Source organism: Mucilaginibacter daejeonensis (assembly GCF_020783335.1).
Classification (GTDB): Bacteria; Bacteroidota; Bacteroidia; order Sphingobacteriales; family Sphingobacteriaceae; genus Mucilaginibacter; species Mucilaginibacter daejeonensis.
The window spans coordinates 211,008-230,713 of record NZ_CP086068.1 but is presented as its reverse complement, the minus strand read 5'-3'; the positions used below and the strand labels follow the sequence as shown (position 1 = coordinate 230,713).

The following is a 19,706-nucleotide window of genomic DNA, read 5'->3' as shown; positions in this document are numbered from 1 at the left end:
TAAATACATAACAATAAGGCTATGGACGACTACCAACTGATTGAACAAGCTTATCAGGCTTTCAATAACCGGGATATCGATGCGGCGTTGAAACTCATGCATCCGCAGGTAAAATGGCCCAGGGCCTGGGAGGGGGACCATGCCATTGGTCATGAGGAGGTGCGCAGTTACTGGACCCGCCAGTGGCAGGAGATCAACCCGGTGGTCACGCCTATCCACATCGGGCAGCAGGCCGACGGTACGCTTACCGTCACGGTGCATCAAGTGGTCAGGGACTTGGACGGAAACCTGATCTTTGATGGTACGGTACTTCACCTGTACACCATAAGCAATGGCCTGATCAAGCAAATGGTGATCGGGGCGGTGTGATCACTTAGTCTTCGAAGGGTCATTGTCCAATAGCTGTTCAATACCTGCGGCAAGATCGTAAACATTGCCCTGCCGTTGGTTGGTCATTAAAATGATGGTGCGTGATGCGCTGGCCTGGTAATGCAGCAGGGCCTGGTAGCGAATGGCCACCCCGTCGTGCGTATGTTCGGTGATCTTGCCGTCGTTCATCACGTTTCGGCCCAGGCCGGTTTGCGAGCCCTCTTTAAAAGGCTGGCTAAGCTGCAGGGTAGCTGCGGGGCTAATCAGCTTAAAAGTGTTCAGTGCGTTGCTCCAACGTAAAAAGTCTTCAAGGTCGAGGCAGGTCCACCCTGTTATGGGTGCGATCAGCGGATAGGCTTTCAAGTCGTTATCAAAAGGCTTGGCCAGCGTCGGGGTATTTTCATCAGGGTCAATAACAGCGTTCCTGATCCCGGCAGGCTTGAGCAAACGCTCGCGCACGAAACGGTCAAAACTCATCCCGCTGATCTTTTCGATGAGGCGGCGGCGCATAAAGGTATTGTTATTATTGTAGTCGTACTGGGTGCCGGGCTCAAATTTGAGCTGGGTAACGGCCAACAGATCGCGCCAATTGTCACCGTCGGTCTTCACGGTCTTCCAGTTCACATCGGGCAAGCCGCTGGTATACTGCAACAAATTAAGCACCGTTACCGATGCCGCCCAGGCATGCAACTCCGGAAAATATTTTGACACGTGATCGGTCACCTTCAGCTTACCCTCATCTACCAGCATCATGATACCTACGGCATCAAATTCTTTGGCAATGGAACCGATATGGAAGCGGTCACGAGTGGTCAACGCCCTCGAGTGGGCAGCGTCGGCATAGCCATAGCTTTTGGTGAGCAGCTTTTTACCATGATCCACCACCAGCACATTGCCGTTGAACTTGCCAGCCTGGTGCTGCTGCTGTAAATAAGCATCGATCTTTTGCTCAAGCCCTTGTGCAAAGGCGGCACAGGCCATGAACGTACAAACGATCAGAGACGGTAAGCGAAAGTATAAAGGTTTCATATGGTGGGTTTATAGGTTGACGCTCAAAGCATCGATGTGTTACTGCGTTCCCGAAAAAAAGATGCGGGCGTAGACCCGTCAGCCTGTTAACAAAAAAGGAGACACCACACTGGTATCTCCTTTTAGTAGCCCCGACGGGAATCGAACCCATATCTAAAGTTTAGGAAACTTCTATTCTATCCGTTGAACTACAGGGCCGGATGGTATCGCTTTATTAACCTTTAGGTAGCTTGAAGCGCTCCAAAGATAATGAAATTTTAACTCGCACGATCAAAGTAAAAAGCAATTGCCTGACACAAAGAACATTTTGGAAAAACCACTGTTAGTTGTATGATAAAATTTCAGCAAACACTTATTTTTCAGAAATTTACACGGTCTGAAAGTGTACACCAACCAATTACGCCATCATTGTGCATGTGCCCGTTCTATATGCCCGATCGTTAGATCAGGCACCCAGCCCGGACCTCTTCACTTTGTGATGAAGTAACGAGCATGGCCCATGCACCCTGATCTGAGTTACTCGTATCTATAAATCTTAATTGCGTTTGAAAAAGATATTAGCCGCTGTTTGGCTTGTTCTGTTGGCATCGGCCGTGGCTGCCCTGTTTTGGTACAACGAGCTGAAGTACCAGTTGCCTACCCCTGTTCCTGTTGATTACCATCAGGTAGCTAAGGGTACCCTGATCAGGCTGCCTGCTACCGCACAGGGTCAGGGCGACAGGCCATTGTTCCTGCATTTTTTTAACCCCGACTGCCCATGCTCGAGGTTCAACATCAATATGTTCAAGACCCTGGTAAAGCAGTATGAGGGGCGCATAAATTTTAAGATCGTGGTGATGAGCAAAAAGCCTTTTACCGAGCAGGAGATACAACAAAAGTTCGATATTGGCATACCTGTCATATTTGATCAGCAGGTGGCCATTAAATGTGGGGTCTACTCTACCCCGCAGGCCGTGGTGCTTGACACGCACCAACGTTTATTTTACCGCGGCAATTATAACCGAAGCCGCTATTGTACTGACGAACGCACCAATTATGCACGCCTTGCCGTTGACGGGGCATTGCAACAAAAAAATATAAAGTTCGATCGTTATGCGCTCACCTCGTACGGGTGCAGCCTTCCCGATTGTAAAAATTGATACCGGTAATTATTAGCTATACCCCCATGACATTATCTGCAGATCCTTACATCGCCCAACGGGCAGCCGTTAAAGAACGGTCGGACCGGTTGATGAATTATTTTTTGCCTGCTCACTTTTTGATCGGCATAGCCCTGGCCTTTTTTTATGATACCTGGCTGGTGGCCTTTGCCGTTGGTGGTATTTGCCTGGTGGCTTATTACTCGGTCAAGTGGTTGCTGCCCACGTCAAGCTTATATCAGTACGTACTGAGTGCCATACTGGGCGTTTATATGGCGCAGTTCATTTACCAGATGCATGGCTTGTTCGAGATGCACTTCTTTGCGTTCATTTCCAGCGCGCTGCTCATCACCTATCAAAAATGGAAGCTGCAACTGCCGCTGCTCATCGTGGTGGTGGTGCACCATGCTACCTTTAGCTACATGCAAAATATAGGCGTTGCCAACGTGTTCTTTACACAGCTCAACTACTTTGATCTGCAAACCTTCCTGATCCACGCGGCCTTAACGGGTGTGATCATGTTCATTTGTGGTCTTTGGGCATTTCAGCTTAACAAGTATAACGAAGAACTGGTAGAGCAGACCGTTAAGATGACCGACCTGCAACGCCAGGCCGAACTGGCCGAGGAGCGTCGCCGCAATGCCGAAAAGCTGGAAAAGGCCAACCAGGAGTTACAGGAAAAGAACGTTGAACTGGAACGCGCCCGTTCCACCGCCGACAGGGCCAACCAGGAAAAGAGCATCTTTTTGGCCACCATGAGCCACGAGATACGCACCCCGATGAATGGGGTGATCGGTATGGCGTCGCTGTTATCGCAAACCGAACTTTCTGACGAGCAACGGATGTTCGCAGAAACGATATCGAGCTGTGGCGATACCCTGATCCATGTGATCAACAACATCCTCGACTTCTCGAAGATCGAATCGGGCAATCTGGAACTGGAACATGCCGACCTTAACCTGCGCGAACTGATCGAGACCGTGTTGGACATGTTCGGCATCAAGGCCGCGCAACATGGCCTCGAGCTTATATACGATATCGATGAGAAAGTGCCCGAGCATGTGATCGGCGATCAGCTTCGCCTTAAACAAGTACTGATCAACCTGATCAGCAATGCGATCAAATTTACCGAACATGGCGAGATCGGTGTCAAGGTGACCGCAAGCCAACAAAGCGGCGGAGCGAATATCCAGTTCGAGATATGGGATACCGGCATCGGCATCTCCGAGCAGAATATCAAGAAACTGTTCCGCTCCTTCTCACAAGCCGATGCATCTACCTCACGCAAGTATGGCGGCACAGGCTTGGGTCTGGCCATTTGCCAGCGTTTGGTGCAGCTCATGAACGGCGACATTAGCGTGAGCAGCGAGTTGGGCCGGGGATCGCGTTTCGTGTTCTCGGTCAAGCTTGAGCCTGGCCAAACGCCACAGGTAAGTACGGCAAAAGTGGACCTGAATTTGATCAAGGGCAAAAAGGTGTTGCTGGTAGATGATAACGTGACCAACCTTAACATCCTCGAAAGGCAGTTCATCAACTGGGAGCTTACGCCTTTGGTGGCCACCTCAGGACATGATGCCATACAGGCGCTGCGCACCATCTATGATATCGATCTGGTGATCACCGATATGGACATGCCTGAGATGAACGGCGTAGAACTATCCAAGGCCATCACCTTGTTATATCCTACACTGCCGATCATCCTGCTTAGCTCACTGGCCGAAGAGATCGGCTCTCATAACCGGGCACTATTCACCTCGGTGATGACCAAGCCGATCAAACAGCAAGTATTATTTAAACAGGTAGTGAACGCCTTAAGGGTACATATACAGGCTGCACCCGAAAAGCTGACCGAGAATGTCATCTCTAAAGAACTGGCCATTCAGTACCCGTTCCAAATGTTGGTAGCAGAGGACAACAATGTGAACCAATTAGTGATCAGGCAAATACTGAGCAAAATGGGCTACACCCCTACCATTGTACCCGATGGCCAGCAGGCGGTGGATATAACGGCCCATACGCCATTTGACCTTGTCTTGATGGATGTACAAATGCCGGTTATGGACGGCCTGGAGGCCACACGCCTGATCAGGCAAATGGATATCAGCCAGCCGATCATCATCGCCCTGACGGCCAACGTGATGGAGAACGACATCAAAGCCTGTATGGATGCCGGCATGAATGATTTTGTATCGAAACCGGTAAAACCAGAGATGTTGGTGAGCACGTTCATCAAATGGTATAAGGCCCGTTATGCGTCGCAGCAGGATGCCTTGAGCTTACCTGCCGCCGAGCTATAGAAACAACAAAGCCTTACTGACATACAGTAAGGCTTTGTTGTTATGGTTGTCTTAGTAACAGATCAGCGTACCACCGACCCATTGTGCATGCCCTCGCCCGGCGATACAAAGCTTAGTACGCCTTCGGCGTTCTCGGCCATCAGGATCATACCTTGTGATAGGATGCCTTTGATCTCGCGGGGTTCCAGATTGACCAGTATGCTTACCTGTTTGCCAATGATGGCCTCCGGCTCAAAGTACTCCGCAATGCCCGATACCACAGTGCGCTGGTCTAAACCGGTATCGATGGTCAGCTTTAACAGCTTTTTGGTCTTGGCCACCTTTTCGGCGGTCAGGATGGTTCCGGTACGGATATCCATCGCCGCGAACTGATCGTAAACGATGTTCTCTTTGGCAGGCACCAATGCCGGTGCACTCACTTCGGCAGGCTTCTCGATCGACGCTTTTTTAGCAATCAGCTTTTGCACCTGTTTCTCGATCACTTCGTCCTCTAACTTCTCGAACAACAACGAAGCGGCATTGAGTTGATGGCCGTTGGCGAAACTGATCGGTTCATCAAAATGAACAGCATCGGCCGGCCAGTTCAGCATGTTGAATATCTTTTGGGCCGTACCCGGCATGAACGGTTGAGCGCAGGTAGCGATATGGCCAATCAGCACCAGGCAATTGTGCAACGCAGTGCGTGCCGCTTCCGGGTCGGTCTTGATGGTTTTCCATGGCTCCTGTTCGGTCAGGTAACGGTTACCTAAACGGGCCATATCCATCATGATCTGCTGCGCCTGGCGAAACTTATACGACTCAAAGCTTTGCTCCAGGTCATTGTATAGCTTACCCAGCTCGGTATTCAGCGCTTCGTTCTCAAGTGTGATCGCTCCGGTAGTGCTTTCCACTTTACCATCAAAGAACTTATGCATCAGGATCATTACCCGGTTCACCAGGTTGCCTAAAATGGCTACCAGCTCGTTGTTCACACGGGCCTGATAATCTTTCCAGGTAAACTCGCTATCGGCGGTTTCCGGGGCAATAGCGGTCAAATAATAACGCAGCTCGTCGATCTTGTTGGGCAGATCCTCCAGATATTCATGCATCTCGATGCTCCAACCACGACTGGTCGACATCTTATCACCTTCCAGGTTCATGAACTCGTTGGCTGGTACATTATCAGGCAAAATGAACTCGCCATGAGCCTTCAGCATGGCCGGGAACACGATGCAGTGGAATACGATATTGTCCTTACCGATGAAGTGCACCAGTTTGGTCTCCGGGTCTTGCCAATAGGTCTTCCAGTCTTTGCCATTGTCCAAAGCCCATTGTTTGGTGGCCGATATATAGCCGATCGGCGCATCGAACCAAACATACAATACTTTACCGTCGGCACCTTCAACAGGCACTTTAATACCCCAGTCCAGATCGCGGGTAACGGCACGTGGGTGCAAACCGCCATCGATCCAACTTTTGCACTGGCCGTATACGTTGGTCTTCCATTCGGTGTGCCCTTCCAATATCCATTCGCGCAGCCATCCTTCATATTTATCCAAAGGCAGGTACCAGTGTTTAGTAGGGCGCTTCACGGGTTTGTTACCGCTCAGTGTCGACCGGGGATCGATCAGCTCGTCAGGGCTTAATGAGCTGCCACATTTCTCACACTGATCGCCGTAAGCGTTATCATTACCGCATACCGGGCAGGTGCCTACGATGTAACGGTCGGCCAAAAAGGCACCGGCCTGCTCATCATAGTATTGCTCTGATTCCTTCACCTCAAAGTCGCCCTTATCGTTCAATACAGTAAAAAAGTCCTGAGCGGTTTGGTGGTGTATGGGTTCGCTGGTGCGGTGATAAATATCGAATGAGATGTTAAGCTTATCGAAGCAATATTTGATCAGCTCATGGTATTTATCAATAATGGCGCGTGGCGTGGTGCCCTCCTTCATGGCCTGATTAGCAATGGCGGTACCATGCTCGTCAGATCCGCAGGCGAACACTACCTCGCGGCGTTTCAGGCGCAGGTAACGGGCATACAGATCGGCAGGTATATAGGCACCGGCCAGGTGACCGATGTGTTTAGGCCCGTTCGCGTAAGGCAGGGCCGCAGTAATGGTATAACGTTTATATTTTTGAGCTTCCAAAATGTTGATCCGGTTTCTTTATTTTGCAAAGATAACATTATGAGCATTACTCCTCCCTATCTTAAAAAAGGCGACCGCGTGGCGATCGTTTGTCCGGCTAAAAAGCTGCCGCAACCAATGGACGATGCCGTGGCCTTGCTTGGCTCGTGGGGGTTGGAAGTAGTATTGGGCGATACGGTAACGGCATCACATCACCAATTTGCGGGCACCGATGAGCAGCGAGCCCAGGATATGCAACGCTTTATTGATGACGACAGCATCAAGGCCATATTTGCCGCACGTGGGGGCTATGGCACGGTGCGCATGATCGATAAGGTGAACTTTGATCGTTTGCGCAGCAACCCCAAATGGATCATTGGCTTCAGCGATATCACGGTGCTTCACTCCCACATCCAGCATAACTTTGACGTGGTGACTCTGCACGGGCAAATGCCGATCAATATACCCGACGCTACTGGCACTTCTGTCGAAACCTTAAGAAAAGCCCTATTCGGTGAGGAATCACACTATGAGATACCCGCCCACCCACTTGATCGCACCGGCAATACAGCCGGAGTACTCACCGGTGGCAACCTGGCCATTCTGGTATCCATGTTAGGCTCAGTGTCGGATGTTGACTATGATGATAAGATCCTATTTATTGAGGATGTTGGCGAATATCTCTACAACATCGACCGCCTAATGTACACGCTCGATAGAGCGGGCAAACTGAAGAATCTTGCCGGACTGATCGTTGGTGGCTTCACCGATCTGAAAGATAATGACATTCCATTCGGGCAGACAGCTTACGAGATCATCAAGGCGATCGTTGACAAATACCCATACCCGGTGTGCTTCGACTTTCCTGCCGGGCACGTGACCAACAACTGCGCTTTGCTCATCGGCCAGCCATACACCTTTGAGGTGTCTCAAGTTGGCACTACCCTCCGCCCACAACAATAAAAAAGGCCGGTAGCCCTAAAGCTACCGACCTCACTTATTAACATTAACTAATTATCAATTATTAGATCCACCGATCAGCGTGTTGTATAATAATTCGTCGTTAGATATTGGCCAGATGTATTGCGGGCTGCTTGGTGGCACGGCCGCGATGTTCTGTTTGCCCGGAATGGTGCCCAGTGTACGCATGAAATCGATATTGCGCAAACCTTCACCCAGGAACTCGATATTACGCTCTTGCAGGATAGTGCTCACCAGGTTAGCGCCGCTACCCAAGGTTGCCGCTGTGAACAAAGTGGTCTTGTCTGAACGTTGACGGATCGCGTTCAACAGATCGATAGCCTGTGGATCTAAACCGTTCAAACGGGCGCGGGCCTCGGCCAGATTCAGTAACACCTCAGCATAACGCATTACTGGTGCATAATCCAGGAAGGTACCTACGGCATTGAACTTGCTCAGGAATGGCTTACCCGCAAATGTACCGGTGGTTGGAGTGAACACAAAGTTCACACGACGGTCATCGGTCGTTTTCCAGTTAGCATCGGCTAATACGCCGTTAGGATTCAAATAAAAGTCAGCGTTGCCTGGGGTGCTGGCGCTAGCATACCAAAAAGATGCTAAAGCGGTTTGTGTACCTGGCTGCTCGGTAGATACTACGAAAGGCACCGAGAACACCGATTCGAAGGTCAGGTAAGGCGTTCTGAACACGCTTAACACACTTGGCTGTAACGCAAAGTTCACACCTGCTGATCCGCTTGCCGCAAGTGAACCACCTGCTGCGCTGAAATTAGTAGCACCTACGATCTTGTTGGCCTCGGTGATCACGTTGGCATACTGGCCCATGGTCAAATACACCCTGGTCTTGTAGGCAATCGCGGTATTGCGATGCGCTCTGATCACATTATTAACCACGTTGGTGGTAGCCACGCTGCTGTAGTTAAGCGGTAAGCCAGCCTCAGCCTCGTTCAGGTCTTTTAAGATCTGTGCGTAAACTTCGGCAACAGTACTTTTAGCGAGTGACTGATCCGAATAAGTGGTCAATCCTTTTAAACGCAACGGAACGCCTGGTTTGCTACCATTACCATCAACATAAGGGCGGGCATAAAGCTGCAGTAAGCTGTAATATGCCACCGCACGTAAAAATTTAGCTTCAGCAATGTAGTTAGCGGCAGTTGCTGCACCCACGGTAGTAGCACCATTGTAGGTGGCCATACCATCGATGAACACGTTACAAAGATTGATATCAAAGTAAGCCTGTGCCCAAAGATTTTGCACCTCCGTACTCGTAGTGTTCACGTTAGCAGCCCAGGTGTTTGATGCAGTGATCTGGTTACCCGAGGTATTGATATAGTTATCAGCTTTTACGTCATTGTATACCTGAAAACGGCCGCCAAGGTATTGTCCGTTACGAGCATTGGCGTATAAGGCTAATACCTGGCTTTGGATACGCGCAGCGGTAGAGAACGGCTGTCCGTTCTGGTCAGCCACCTGTGTTTGGTTCACAGGGGTCAGGAGGTTTTTGCGGCACGAGTAGTTCAGGGTAACCGCAACACCCATTATGATGGTCAGTAATTTCTTTTTCATCTTAAATAGCTAATTAGAATTTAACATTGAAACCGGCAGTTAGCGTTCTTTGCAAACCTGGCTGGTTACGGTCTATACCTTGCGTGCTGTTAGCAGTACCGTTAGATGATATCTCCGGATCAGGACCTGGGTATTTGGTGAATGTCACCAGGTTATAGGCGTTAACATACAAACGCAGGTTAGATAAACCTAATTTAGAGCTTACGCTTTTAGGGAAGTTATAACCCAGGTTAGCGCTTTTGATCTTGATAAAGTCGCCGCTGAACACGTTGATGTCCAATGGTAATGATGAACCGTTAGATACGTTATCGTTGTAAACCACTTTAGCGAATTGTGCCCCTGTTTGGCCTGGAGTTGTCCAACGGCCGGTCAGGATGTCGTTCTCATTGTTCCAAAAACGCTGATCATGCAAACCTGCACGGGTACCGTAGTAGATCGATGAACCGTACTGGAAGGTCACCAACACATTCAGGTCAAAGCCTTTGTAAGTAAAGGTGTTGGAGAAACCACCGTAACCTTTAGGCATGGTAGAACGGTAGTTAACAGCATCGGCTGCCTGCGACATGGCCGGTGCTTGGGTACCATCGGCATACTCCCATTGGAAACGGCCTGAAGGTACTGGGCTTGGGTAATAATAAACCTGACGACCAGCGCCGTTCACAAATATACGACGACCTGTGGCCGGATCGATACCCGCTGTACGCACAATGTATAAGCTACCAACTGAATGACCCACTTCGTTGATATTAGTAACCTCAGTTCCCGAGGTAGAGTTGGTCAACTTGGTCACGCTTGGAACGATATAGGTCAGCTTGTTTTGGTTGAAGGTGATATTGAATGATGGGGTCCAGCTGAAATCTTTAGTTTGGATACCTCTTGCGCTCAAGGTCACTTCAAGACCACGATTGTACATCGAGCCAATGTTCACAGCAGGGCTACTTGGCAAACCGGCCGATGGTATTGTAGGCACGTTAAAGATCAGGTCTTTGATGTCACTTTTGTAATAGTTGACCTCAGCGGTGATCTTATCATCAAGGAAACCAAAGGTGGCACCGATATCGGTTTTGTAGATCTTCTCCCATCTTAGGTCAGCGTTACCGGTCTGGTTGAACTGTAATGTGGCTGCACCGTTATACAGACCATTAGCGAACAAGCCATATGAATCGTACGCGCCAAAGTTAGAGGCGTTACCTACTTTACCATAGCTACCACGTAATTTGAAGCTGCTGAACACACTGGTGGCGCCGATGCCTTTCCAGAAATCTTCACGAGAGATATCATAGCTTGCTGAGAAGCCAGGGAAATAACCAGCTTTGTTGTTAGCACCAAATACAGAGTAATCATCACGACGCACAGTGGCACTGATCGCGTATTTCTTATCAAAATCGTAATTAAAACGACCGAAGAAAGATACGAGGTAAAAATCTGAGTAAGCGTTACCACTTGGCGCGTTGTTAGCGTATCCTGCTTGGATCACGTTAAAGCCCGCATCAGAGATGCCGGTACGCTGTATACCGTAACCCCTGGTGGTACGGCGATCTTGCTCGTTACCTAACAACAGATCAAGGCTATGCTTGCCAAATGTCTTGTAAGCCTGGGCAGTGTTGGTCCAAACGAAACGTTTTTGGGTAGAGTTGGTAGCTGAAGCAACGCCATTGTTGGCCACACCGTCGCCCTGTATAGGGTTTTGGAAACTGTCGGTATTTCTTAACAAAACGTCGACACCTAAGTTGGTCTTCAAAGTTAACCATGATACAGGTTTTACCTGGAAGTAGTTGGTGCTGCTGATCTGGTTAAGCTCGTTGTTAGAGCGGTTAAGATCAATGATCGGTTGGATATTATAATAAGAGAACGAAACACCACGGTTAGCCTGAATACCCAGTGTGTTACCACTCAGGTTGTAGCTACCATCGTTGTTGTAAGGCGAAACGTTAGGTGACAATACGATACCTATACGACCCAGACCGGTGATGCTGAAAGCGTCGTCCTGAGAGCCAGAGCCCGTAGCCGCTTTATTGATCTGATTGGTGTATTGTAATTTGGAACCTATACTGATGTAGCGATTGATCTTGTGGTCAACGTTAGCCAAAATGTTCTTTCTCTCGAACGAGTTCTTGATCAGGATACCATCTTGCTTGGTAAAGTTGGCCGAGGTATAGTAGTTCGTGTTATCATTACCACCTGATACACTTAATGTGCTGTTATAGGTTTTACCGGTGCGGTAGATCCGATCATACCAGTTAGTGTTCACTGGCTGGCCATCAGGGCCGATCTGTGTAGCAAAGTAAGTAGTAGATGCATTGTACAGGTTGGCGTTCACCAAAGCTTCATTTTTGATAGCGGTGAATTCGCTTGCGTTCAACAGCGTTGGCAGGTTATAAGCTTTAGTGAAACCAATATAGTTATCTAAAGTAACTACCGGTTTGCCTTTTTTACCTTTTTTGGTGGTCACGAAGATCACACCGTTGGCCGCGCGGCTACCGTAGATCGCACCTGCAGCAGCGTCTTTTGCCACGTCGATGCTTTCGATATCTTCAGGGTTGATGTTACCCAGCGGGCTCGCCGCTGCGGCAGTACCACCGTTCTGGTTATTCTCAAATGAAGGCACACCATCGATAACGAATAAAGGTTGAGAGCTCAATGCGATCGAGTTCACACCACGTAGACGGATCACCGGGGTAGAGTTCAACAAGCCTGAAGGTACCGTTACCTGTAAACCGGCAGTACGACCGCCCAATGCTTGTTGGAAGTTCTGTACCGGTTGCTGTGCGATATCACCACCTTTTATAGATGCAATATTACCTGGTGCTTCACGGCGCAATTGTGTACCATAACCTACTACCACTACTTCGTTAAGGGAACTGTTAGAGCCATCTAACTGAACGGTGATCCTGTCACCAGTAGGCTTTACTGTTTGAGAGGTAAAGCCGATGTAAGTAAATACCAGTGATTGACCGGCCTCCATTTTAAGTGAGAAGGTACCGTCGGGGCCGGTTTGGGTACCGGTGCGTGTACCTTGTACCGTTACACTTACTCCGGGTAAAGGGATACCGTCACCCTTCCCTACCACCGTACCTGTAACCGTACGGGTTTGCGCATAGGCTTGCGTACCTATGAACAGCAAAACCCACAAAAAACTTTGTAGAATTTTTTTCATTTGTTAATAGTTTAGTTAATCCGGTTACAATTTACTTTAAAAGTTTTTAATTCTGCAAACTATCAACTGTATTTTTTTCAGTTATTCGCTATTTTAATTATAAATCAAATAAAAATCAGTCTACTATTACATATTTGTGGAGCGATTACCATAATTAGCGCTATTTTTTGAGCTTTTTATAAGCTTTGTAACTACTTTTTGCTACTTTTTTAAAGCGCAACATGCTTAATACGCCAACATTTTGAGTGAAATTGCCAAATTTTATTTGGCTCGTTACAATATGACTTGGCTTAAACACAAACAAACTAAAAAAAGCCACCTTTTTGAGGTGGCTTTTTTAATTACACTGAGTTTTAAACCTATTATGGGTTTTGCGGACCTAGATTAGGGTTCGCGTTGATCTCATCACGTGGGATCAGGAATAAAAATCTTGGATCTCCGGCAGGAATTTGCATTACGTCATTTACAGATGCAGATACATAGTTTGGCACTGCAGTACGATTAAGCGGAAGATTTAAACGCTTAAGATCCAAATAACGGAATCCTTCGCCCCAGAGCTCAACTCTACGATTATCCATGATCTCGTCAATCAACGCAGTACCTATTTTAGTACTGATGGTTGCGCTAAGGTCTCGTTTAGATACAAGCGCGAATAATGCCGCTTGCGCTAATGCTGTTTGACCACTTCTTGCATAAGCTTCGGCCAAGATCAAATGCATTTCGGCGCTCCGCATCCATGGGTAATCGCCCAGCGATGGATCACCAACAGTTTTTACCGAAAATTTACGACTCATGTACGGCCTTCTGGTAAAAGCTGTTGTTGGAAGTGGAAAATTAGTGGCTGTTGGGGTAGGCTCCCACATCTTCTTTCTAACGTCAGTAGATGATATTCTGTCGTATAACGCCGAGTTAATCATTTTTGGCGTACCACGCTGATAAGTGGTGTTCGCATTATAAGCGATCTGTGCGAAAACAGAACCAAAAGTATCACCTTGCTCAGTAGTAGGGTTGCAACCCCACATGTACTCACTAAGGTTGAGGTTATTAAAACCTGTTTGGTAATCGGCAATGCTCATTAATGGGAATTGATTACCATCAACCACCTGCTTAGCAAAAGTGATAGCGGTAGCATAATCGCCCATGGTCAAAGCAACACGAGCTCTTAAACCTCTGGCTACCCAAACGCTCGCATGAGTTTTATTGGCAGGTACTGCGTTCAAAGCGATGGCCGCATCAAGATCTTTTATGATCTGCGTGTATATAGTTTCAACCGATACACGCGGCATTTTTGAATCCGTTGCTGTTAAAGGCATTGGCACGGCCAATTGATTATTGGGCTTGTTATTAGGGTCATACCTGTTACCATAAAATTGAACCAGGTAAGAGTATGAATACGCTCTAATGGTCAATGCCTCAGCTTTTATCCTCGCTTTAGCATCAGCAGTTCCCTCGGCCGCATCAATATTGTCAATGATAGCATTAGCATTACCGATCATTCTAAAAAAGGTACGATAGTAATAAAGATTGCTGCCTGCGTTATCATTACGTGACGCAACGTAGTTGCCTTCACCTGTAGACGTGAACCAGGTCGCGTTGGCCTGATGAAGATCCTCACCCATAAAGTCGATACCCAACAATATACCTGCAACACCCGGTTTTCCCTGAACGTTGGAGGTAGTGGCTGTCGTTCTCTCGAACATATATCGGTAAATACCATTAAGCGCAACATTGGCATTGTCTGCCGTTGCAAAGATCGCGACGTTGTCAACACGATCAGTAGGGTTGGTCTGCAGGTATTCTTTCTTGCAACCAGGGCCTGCTAAAACAGCCGCGGCAAGTACACCTGAAAGTAATATCTTTTTCATATCTCTCGGATATTATGGTCTATATTATAAAGTAACGTTTAATCCAACACTTAACATCCTTGCTTGAGGATAAGTAGTAGAGTTGGTACCATCAAAGCTTTCTGTTGGATTTAAACCTTTACGCTTTGAGAACAAATGAAGATTTTCACCGGTAACGAACAATCTTGCGCCTGTGATGTCAACTTTACGAAGCCAGTTCCTTGGCAGGTTGTACGCCAAGTTAACGTTACGTATAGCCAAGAATGAAGCATCTACCAACCATCTTGAAGATGTTGCGTTGATATCAGCTGTTTTACCGTAATCGATCCTAGGGATGCTAGCAGTAGTATTGGTTTGGGTCCAAGCCTTCAACTGGTCAATGTGCATTGACGAACCATAGCTACCAACACTCATCAAACCTTGATATTGACCATCATAATATTTACCACCTATTTGGTATGTGGCCAAAACGGTCAATGACAGGTTCTTATAACTAAATGTATTGGTGAAAGAGCCGCTAAGATCAGGGATCGCTGAACCTGAACGCGCAAAAAGAGCGTTCGATTGCGAGGTCACATATTCTACACCGTTAACTGTACGCTTGTTAGCAGCAAGTATAGTGGTTGAGTAGTCAGGTACGTATAGTGCTGAACCATCAGCTGGATCGACGCCGGCATACTGCCTTAACCAGAATTGGTAATAGTCGTAACCTTCTTCTCTCCTTTTGGTGCCGCTAATGATAGGAAGACCACTTGGTAAGCTTGTAACTTTGTTTTTCAGGAAGGTCCAGTTGGTCAACAAGTTCCAGTTAAAGCTTTTGCTGCGCACGATATCTCCTCCCAGTTGGATCTCTATACCTTTGTTGTACATCGAACCGATGTTGCGAGGAATAGTAGTTACCGGGTCAGATATAGCTAACGGAACATTGAACAGCAGGTCATTAACTGTCTTCTTGAAATACTCTACCTCACCTGTCAACCTTCTGTTGAATAACGAGAAGCTTACACCTGCATTGAAGGTATTTTGTTTTTCCCATCTCAGATCAGGATTGGCCACTGAATTTAACAGCGCTCCTGGCTCAAGACCGTTATTCCATCCAAGCTCATAGAAAGACCTGTCGGCATAATAGTTAGCATTATCACCATCAAGTAACTTATTATTACCCACTTGGCCGTAAGATGCTTTTAGCCTCAGGTCATCGATCCAAGTAGCTTTTCTTAAGAAATCTTCTTTACTGATCGACCAGCCACCACCTACTGAGAAGAAGGTACCCCAACGAACTTTAGGGGCGAACCTCGATGAACCGTCACGACGCAATGATCCATCTATAAAATACTTTTCTTTGTAATTGTAAGTTGCCTGAGAAAATATTGATTCGATACGATCTTTATCAGCCTGACCACTTGAACTGTTAGCAGTAGCGAAATTTGCGAACTCGGTATTTCCGGCTAAGATCTGGGTAGTACGGGCCGCTGAGAATGTACGATAATCATAATCATAGTTCTCATGACCTACCAAAGCTGTGATGTTATGATCACCTGCGATAGTTTTGTCGTAACGTAGGATCTGGTTGAAAGTGTATGAGCGGATAGTGTTATTGCTTTGTGATTTATAACCACCTTGGGTAACACCGTCACCTACCAGCTTATTTTGGAAGGTAGAACCATTATTATTACGAAGATCTACACTAAAGGTAGGAGTGAAGGTGAAATCTTTCAAGAACTTCACTTCAACGTAAGTCCTCGCGCTCATCTGGTTCCTTCTTGTCATATACTCGTTCAACATGGTCTCATAAAGAACGTGACGACCTGGAGATGCACCTTGCGGACGGTTCACAGCACCAGGATAAGTTCCATAATCGAACCATTGAGACTGTGTAAGGCTATTATCTTTCAGGTAACCGGTCGAAATGAAGTAATCGGTCTTATCTGTCCTTCCAGAAACACTTAGGTTAGCATCAGTTCTTTTACCTGTGCGTTGCATTGCTTTGAACCAATCAAAATCATCATACAGTAATGATGCATTCGGATTGATAGCACCGTCCAAGCCAACAACCTGATTAGCTGGCACATTAAATGGGTTATAAACAAGGTTAGTTCCAACTGTTGCACTCGCTCTGGCCGCAGCATTAGCTTCTGTCAGGGTCGGAGATGCTGTATACATCAAGTTGTTCTTGATACCTTGCCATACCAGTGGATAGTATTGATAAGCGTTTACCCTATCATACTCTGGAATGCCTCTTTCAGAAAAACCCTGAGTTAAATTAGCGCTGATGGTGGGGTTGGCACCTTTACCTCTTTTAGTGGTAATGATCACTACGCCGTTCGCACCGCGTGAACCATATAACGCCGAAGCAGATGCGTCTTTAAGCACAGAGATACTTTCTACATCGTTCTGGTTAATGTCACCGATACTTCCATCGTACACCGAACCGTCTAACACGTATAAAGGAGCTTGAGAAGCACTAAATGAACCAAACCCGCGAATACGAATAGTAGGAGTTGCACCCGGCTGGCCATTAGAAGCAGCAACTTGAATACCTGGTGCTAAACCCTGCAATGATGCCGCAATGTTGGTAACGGTACGCTTGTCAAGGTCTTTGCTACTAAGCGATGCTACTGAACCGGTGATGGCTTCTTTCTTCTGCGCACCGTAAGCTACTACTACCACATCGGCCAATTGACCTGAAGCGCCAATTAGGCTTACATTCATGTCCGTAGATGCCGCCACCTCTTGTGTAACGAACCCGATGTAGGAGAATATAATAGTAGCATTGGCAGGAGCGTTCAAGACAAATCGTCCATCCGCCCCGGTTTGAGTACCCAACGTACTACCCTTGATTTTAACGCTCACCCCTACCAGAGGCTGACCGTCGTCTTTTCCGGTAACCTTACCGGAAACTCTGTTCTGTGCATACGCCTGGCTTCCCAGCAGCACTAACAGAACTAAGAAAAAATTAAGTAAAACTTTCTTCATTAGTCAATTTTAGTTAAATGAGTTAATTAAGTGATCCCAAATTTAACAGATCGGAGCAATTAAACAACATCCAACTGTACACTTTTTAGTCTTTTTTTTATTTTTTATGTCTAAAATAAGCTACACAATTGCCTTAGTCGACTGTTTTTAACCCAGAAGCTAATTTTACTATCGCAAAAGGAAAGAAATTAGAAGATCTAAGGAAATTATAATAAATCATAACATCGGTTAATATCCGGCTAATGCCCTTTTGCCACCACTGATTCTAGACGTTTTGAACAATTTGTCCTGTTTATAATGCAATTCATCGGTTTATTATATCCGTTATTCGCATTTTAACCATTTTTGAGGCGATGAAAGTAGACCATAAGATCATTAACACCTCCATTTTACGGGCAAATCTGAAAAATCTGCCTGTCAGCATACTGGTTGGGGTACTTATTTGCGTCGTTCGCTCGGTGTTCGTTAAAAAAATGATGCCTCCGCGCGATATGCTGCTCACCGTTATGTTTAGCGTGGTCATCACCATGAGCATCACCAGCAGCCTTTATTTATACGAAAGGTTCCTGCGCCCGCAAAGGGTAAGCCTCTGGGTATTCATCGTAGCATACTATGCTAGTAACTTATTAGGCATGCTCATCGGGGTCGAGGTGTCGTACATGCTTGTATCCTTGATCTTCCGTACACCTTACGTACCGCTCCAGCATTTTGCCGATTATCGATTCACTTTCGTCATCGTACTGATCGTGGGCACCATATTATATTTATTAAATGCACAGCGCTCACAAATGCGTGCGCGCCTGCAGGAAAAGGAACTTGACCTGGCTCGCATCAAGAACCTAAAGACCCAGGCCGAACTACAGACCTTGCAATCCAAGATCAATCCGCATTTTTTATATAACTCGCTTAATTCGATAGCCAGCCTGATCCATGAGGATGCCGATAAGGCTGAGGACATGACACTCAAACTGTCAAAGCTTTTTCGGTACAGTATCAACAGCCAGCAGGAGAATCTGGCCACCGTGAAAGATGAGATGGAGATCGTGAACACGTACCTGGATATCGAGAAGGTTCGCTTTGGCGACCGTATCGAGTTCAGCTCTAACATTGACCCGGCGTTATCACATGCCATGATGCCCCGTTTCCTGATACAGCCCTTGGTGGAGAACGCACTGAAGCACGGCCTGAATAACACCGCGCAGGATGGTAAACTCAGTATAAGCCTTTACCGCAAAGGCCAGCGCCTTATGATTGAGGTGGCCGACAACGGACGCCCCTTCCCCGCCGAGCTGGACATGGGTTACGGCCTGCAAAGCACCTATGATAAATTGCAGTTACTTTATGGCGATGACCAGGAAATGCAGCTTACTAATGAACCACACAAGCACATCCTGATCAGCTTGCCTTTATCCTGACCTTATAAACTTATATATACATGAATACCTGGACCACCATGATCATTGATGACGAGCAACTGGCCCGTCAGCGCCTTAAACGTTTACTAAAGCCTTTTGACGAGTTCGACATTGTAGCCGAGGCCATAAACGGTGCCGACGGACTGGAGAAGATAGAGGCCCTTAAACCCCAACTGATCTTTTTAGACATAGAGATGCCAGTTTTGAACGGCTTTGAGATGTTATCCAAATTGCAGCATCAGCCCAAAGTGATCTTCACCACAGCCTATGATCAGTACGCCATCAAGGCTTTTGAAGAGGATTCGGTAGATTACCTGCTCAAACCCATTGAGGCCGAACGGTTGGAAAAGACCGTTAAAAAACTTCATCATACCATGCAGCAGCCGCAGGCTAACCTGCCCATTGATATGTTGATGAAGCACTTTACGATCAAGAAGGACATCAAGACGCTTACGGTCAAGATCGGGGACAAGATCTTGCTCATCAAGCTGGACGATATCATTTATATAGAGGCTGAGGACAAATACGTTTTCCTCCACACGGCCGATGGCAAGAAGCACCTCACCGACCTTACCATATCGTCGTTGGAAGAAAAGCTGCCCGAACGTTTTTTGCGCATCCATCGCAGCAGCATCATCAATACCGAACAGATCAAAGAGATACGCCGCGGGTTTAATGGCGCACTGGTATTTGTAATGAACAATGCCGAAGGCAGTAAGCTCACCTCAAGCCGATCCAACAGTGAGATGCTTCGCGAGCGGTTCGACATATAGTATATATACAAATATATCCGGAGACCCATATGTCGGCATCCATTTGATTAGGATTTGA

12 protein-coding genes and 1 tRNA gene are annotated in these 19,706 nt (G+C 47.1%); 6 read left to right on the top strand and 7 right to left on the bottom strand.

What is annotated here, in order from left to right:
* Window positions 1–21: 21 nt before the first annotated feature.
* Window positions 22–369, top strand: coding sequence for a nuclear transport factor 2 family protein (locus LLH06_RS01020; protein ID WP_228171379.1), 348 nt, complete (start codon window positions 22–24; stop codon window positions 367–369).
* Here LLH06_RS01020 and LLH06_RS01015 read toward each other — a convergent pair whose 3' ends face one another.
* Window positions 370–1,398 (bottom strand): serine hydrolase domain-containing protein, encoded by a 1,029-nt coding sequence (locus tag LLH06_RS01015; protein WP_228171378.1) that lies wholly within the window; start codon window positions 1,396–1,398, stop codon window positions 370–372.
* A gap of 126 nt (window positions 1,399–1,524) precedes the next feature.
* Window positions 1,525–1,596: transfer RNA gene (locus LLH06_RS01010), tRNA-Arg, on the bottom strand.
* 347 nt (window positions 1,597–1,943) lie between these two features.
* Here LLH06_RS01010 and LLH06_RS01005 point away from each other — a divergent pair.
* A complete protein-coding gene (locus LLH06_RS01005; protein ID WP_228171377.1) occupies window positions 1,944–2,537 on the top strand; it encodes a DUF6436 domain-containing protein in 594 nt (197 codons plus the stop codon).
* A gap of 26 nt (window positions 2,538–2,563) precedes the next feature.
* The gene (locus tag LLH06_RS01000) at window positions 2,564–4,834 is read left to right on the top strand and encodes a response regulator (protein WP_228171376.1); all 2,271 of its coding nucleotides are present in this window, start codon (window positions 2,564–2,566) and stop codon (window positions 4,832–4,834) included.
* 62 nt (window positions 4,835–4,896) lie between these two features.
* Here the strand turns inward: LLH06_RS01000 and metG are convergent, their stop codons facing one another.
* Window positions 4,897–6,960, bottom strand: a complete 2,064-nt coding sequence (metG, locus tag LLH06_RS00995; protein ID WP_228171375.1) for a methionine--tRNA ligase — start codon at window positions 6,958–6,960, stop codon at window positions 4,897–4,899.
* Window positions 6,961–6,999: 39 nt separating this feature from the next.
* Here metG and LLH06_RS00990 point away from each other — a divergent pair, with 39 nt between their 5' ends.
* On the top strand, window positions 7,000–7,902 hold the full coding sequence (locus tag LLH06_RS00990) for a S66 peptidase family protein (RefSeq protein WP_228171374.1): 903 nt from the start codon (window positions 7,000–7,002) through the stop codon (window positions 7,900–7,902).
* A gap of 54 nt (window positions 7,903–7,956) precedes the next feature.
* On the opposite strand, the gene LLH06_RS00985 is transcribed toward LLH06_RS00990, so the two are convergent.
* From LLH06_RS00985 to LLH06_RS00970, 4 genes are all read right to left on the bottom strand, one after another.
* Window positions 7,957–9,483, bottom strand: a complete 1,527-nt coding sequence (locus LLH06_RS00985; RefSeq protein ID WP_228171373.1) for a RagB/SusD family nutrient uptake outer membrane protein — start codon at window positions 9,481–9,483, stop codon at window positions 7,957–7,959.
* 13 nt (window positions 9,484–9,496) lie between these two features.
* On the bottom strand, window positions 9,497–12,640 hold the full coding sequence (locus LLH06_RS00980) for a SusC/RagA family TonB-linked outer membrane protein (protein ID WP_228171372.1): 3,144 nt from the start codon (window positions 12,638–12,640) through the stop codon (window positions 9,497–9,499).
* A 362-nt stretch (window positions 12,641–13,002) separates the two neighbouring features.
* Window positions 13,003–14,505 carry a RagB/SusD family nutrient uptake outer membrane protein gene (locus tag LLH06_RS00975; protein WP_228171371.1) on the bottom strand — a complete coding sequence of 501 codons (1,503 nt, stop codon included), beginning with the start codon at window positions 14,503–14,505 and terminating at the stop codon, window positions 13,003–13,005.
* A gap of 24 nt (window positions 14,506–14,529) precedes the next feature.
* A complete protein-coding gene (locus tag LLH06_RS00970) occupies window positions 14,530–17,460 on the bottom strand; it encodes a SusC/RagA family TonB-linked outer membrane protein (RefSeq protein WP_228171370.1) in 2,931 nt (976 codons plus the stop codon).
* Window positions 17,461–17,813: 353 nt separating this feature from the next.
* Between LLH06_RS00970 and LLH06_RS00965 the strand changes: the two genes are divergently transcribed.
* Window positions 17,814–18,875 carry a sensor histidine kinase gene (locus LLH06_RS00965; protein ID WP_228171369.1) on the top strand — a complete coding sequence of 354 codons (1,062 nt, stop codon included), beginning with the start codon at window positions 17,814–17,816 and terminating at the stop codon, window positions 18,873–18,875.
* A gap of 20 nt (window positions 18,876–18,895) precedes the next feature.
* Window positions 18,896–19,648: a LytR/AlgR family response regulator transcription factor gene (locus tag LLH06_RS00960; RefSeq protein WP_228171368.1), complete on the top strand. Its 753-nt coding sequence runs from the start codon at window positions 18,896–18,898 to the stop codon at window positions 19,646–19,648.
* The last annotated feature ends 58 nt before the right edge of the window (window positions 19,649–19,706 follow it).

Bases quoted from the DNA above. Each gene is read 5' to 3' on its own strand.
- LLH06_RS01020 (WP_228171379.1), top strand. From the start codon at position 22: ATGGACGACTACCAACTGATTGAACAAGCTTATCAGGCTTTCAATAAC.
- LLH06_RS00990 (WP_228171374.1), top strand. From the start codon at position 7,000: ATGAGCATTACTCCTCCCTATCTTAAAAAAGGCGACCGCGTGGCGATC.
- LLH06_RS00970 (WP_228171370.1), bottom strand. From the start codon at position 17,460: ATGAAGAAAGTTTTACTTAATTTTTTCTTAGTTCTGTTAGTGCTGCTG.
- LLH06_RS01000 (WP_228171376.1), top strand. From the start codon at position 2,564: ATGACATTATCTGCAGATCCTTACATCGCCCAACGGGCAGCCGTTAAA.
- LLH06_RS00960 (WP_228171368.1), top strand. From the start codon at position 18,896: ATGAATACCTGGACCACCATGATCATTGATGACGAGCAACTGGCCCGT.
- LLH06_RS00975 (WP_228171371.1), bottom strand. From the start codon at position 14,505: ATGAAAAAGATATTACTTTCAGGTGTACTTGCCGCGGCTGTTTTAGCA.
- LLH06_RS01015 (WP_228171378.1), bottom strand. From the start codon at position 1,398: ATGAAACCTTTATACTTTCGCTTACCGTCTCTGATCGTTTGTACGTTC.
- LLH06_RS00980 (WP_228171372.1), bottom strand. From the start codon at position 12,640: ATGAAAAAAATTCTACAAAGTTTTTTGTGGGTTTTGCTGTTCATAGGT.
- LLH06_RS00985 (WP_228171373.1), bottom strand. From the start codon at position 9,483: ATGAAAAAGAAATTACTGACCATCATAATGGGTGTTGCGGTTACCCTG.
- LLH06_RS00965 (WP_228171369.1), top strand. From the start codon at position 17,814: ATGAAAGTAGACCATAAGATCATTAACACCTCCATTTTACGGGCAAAT.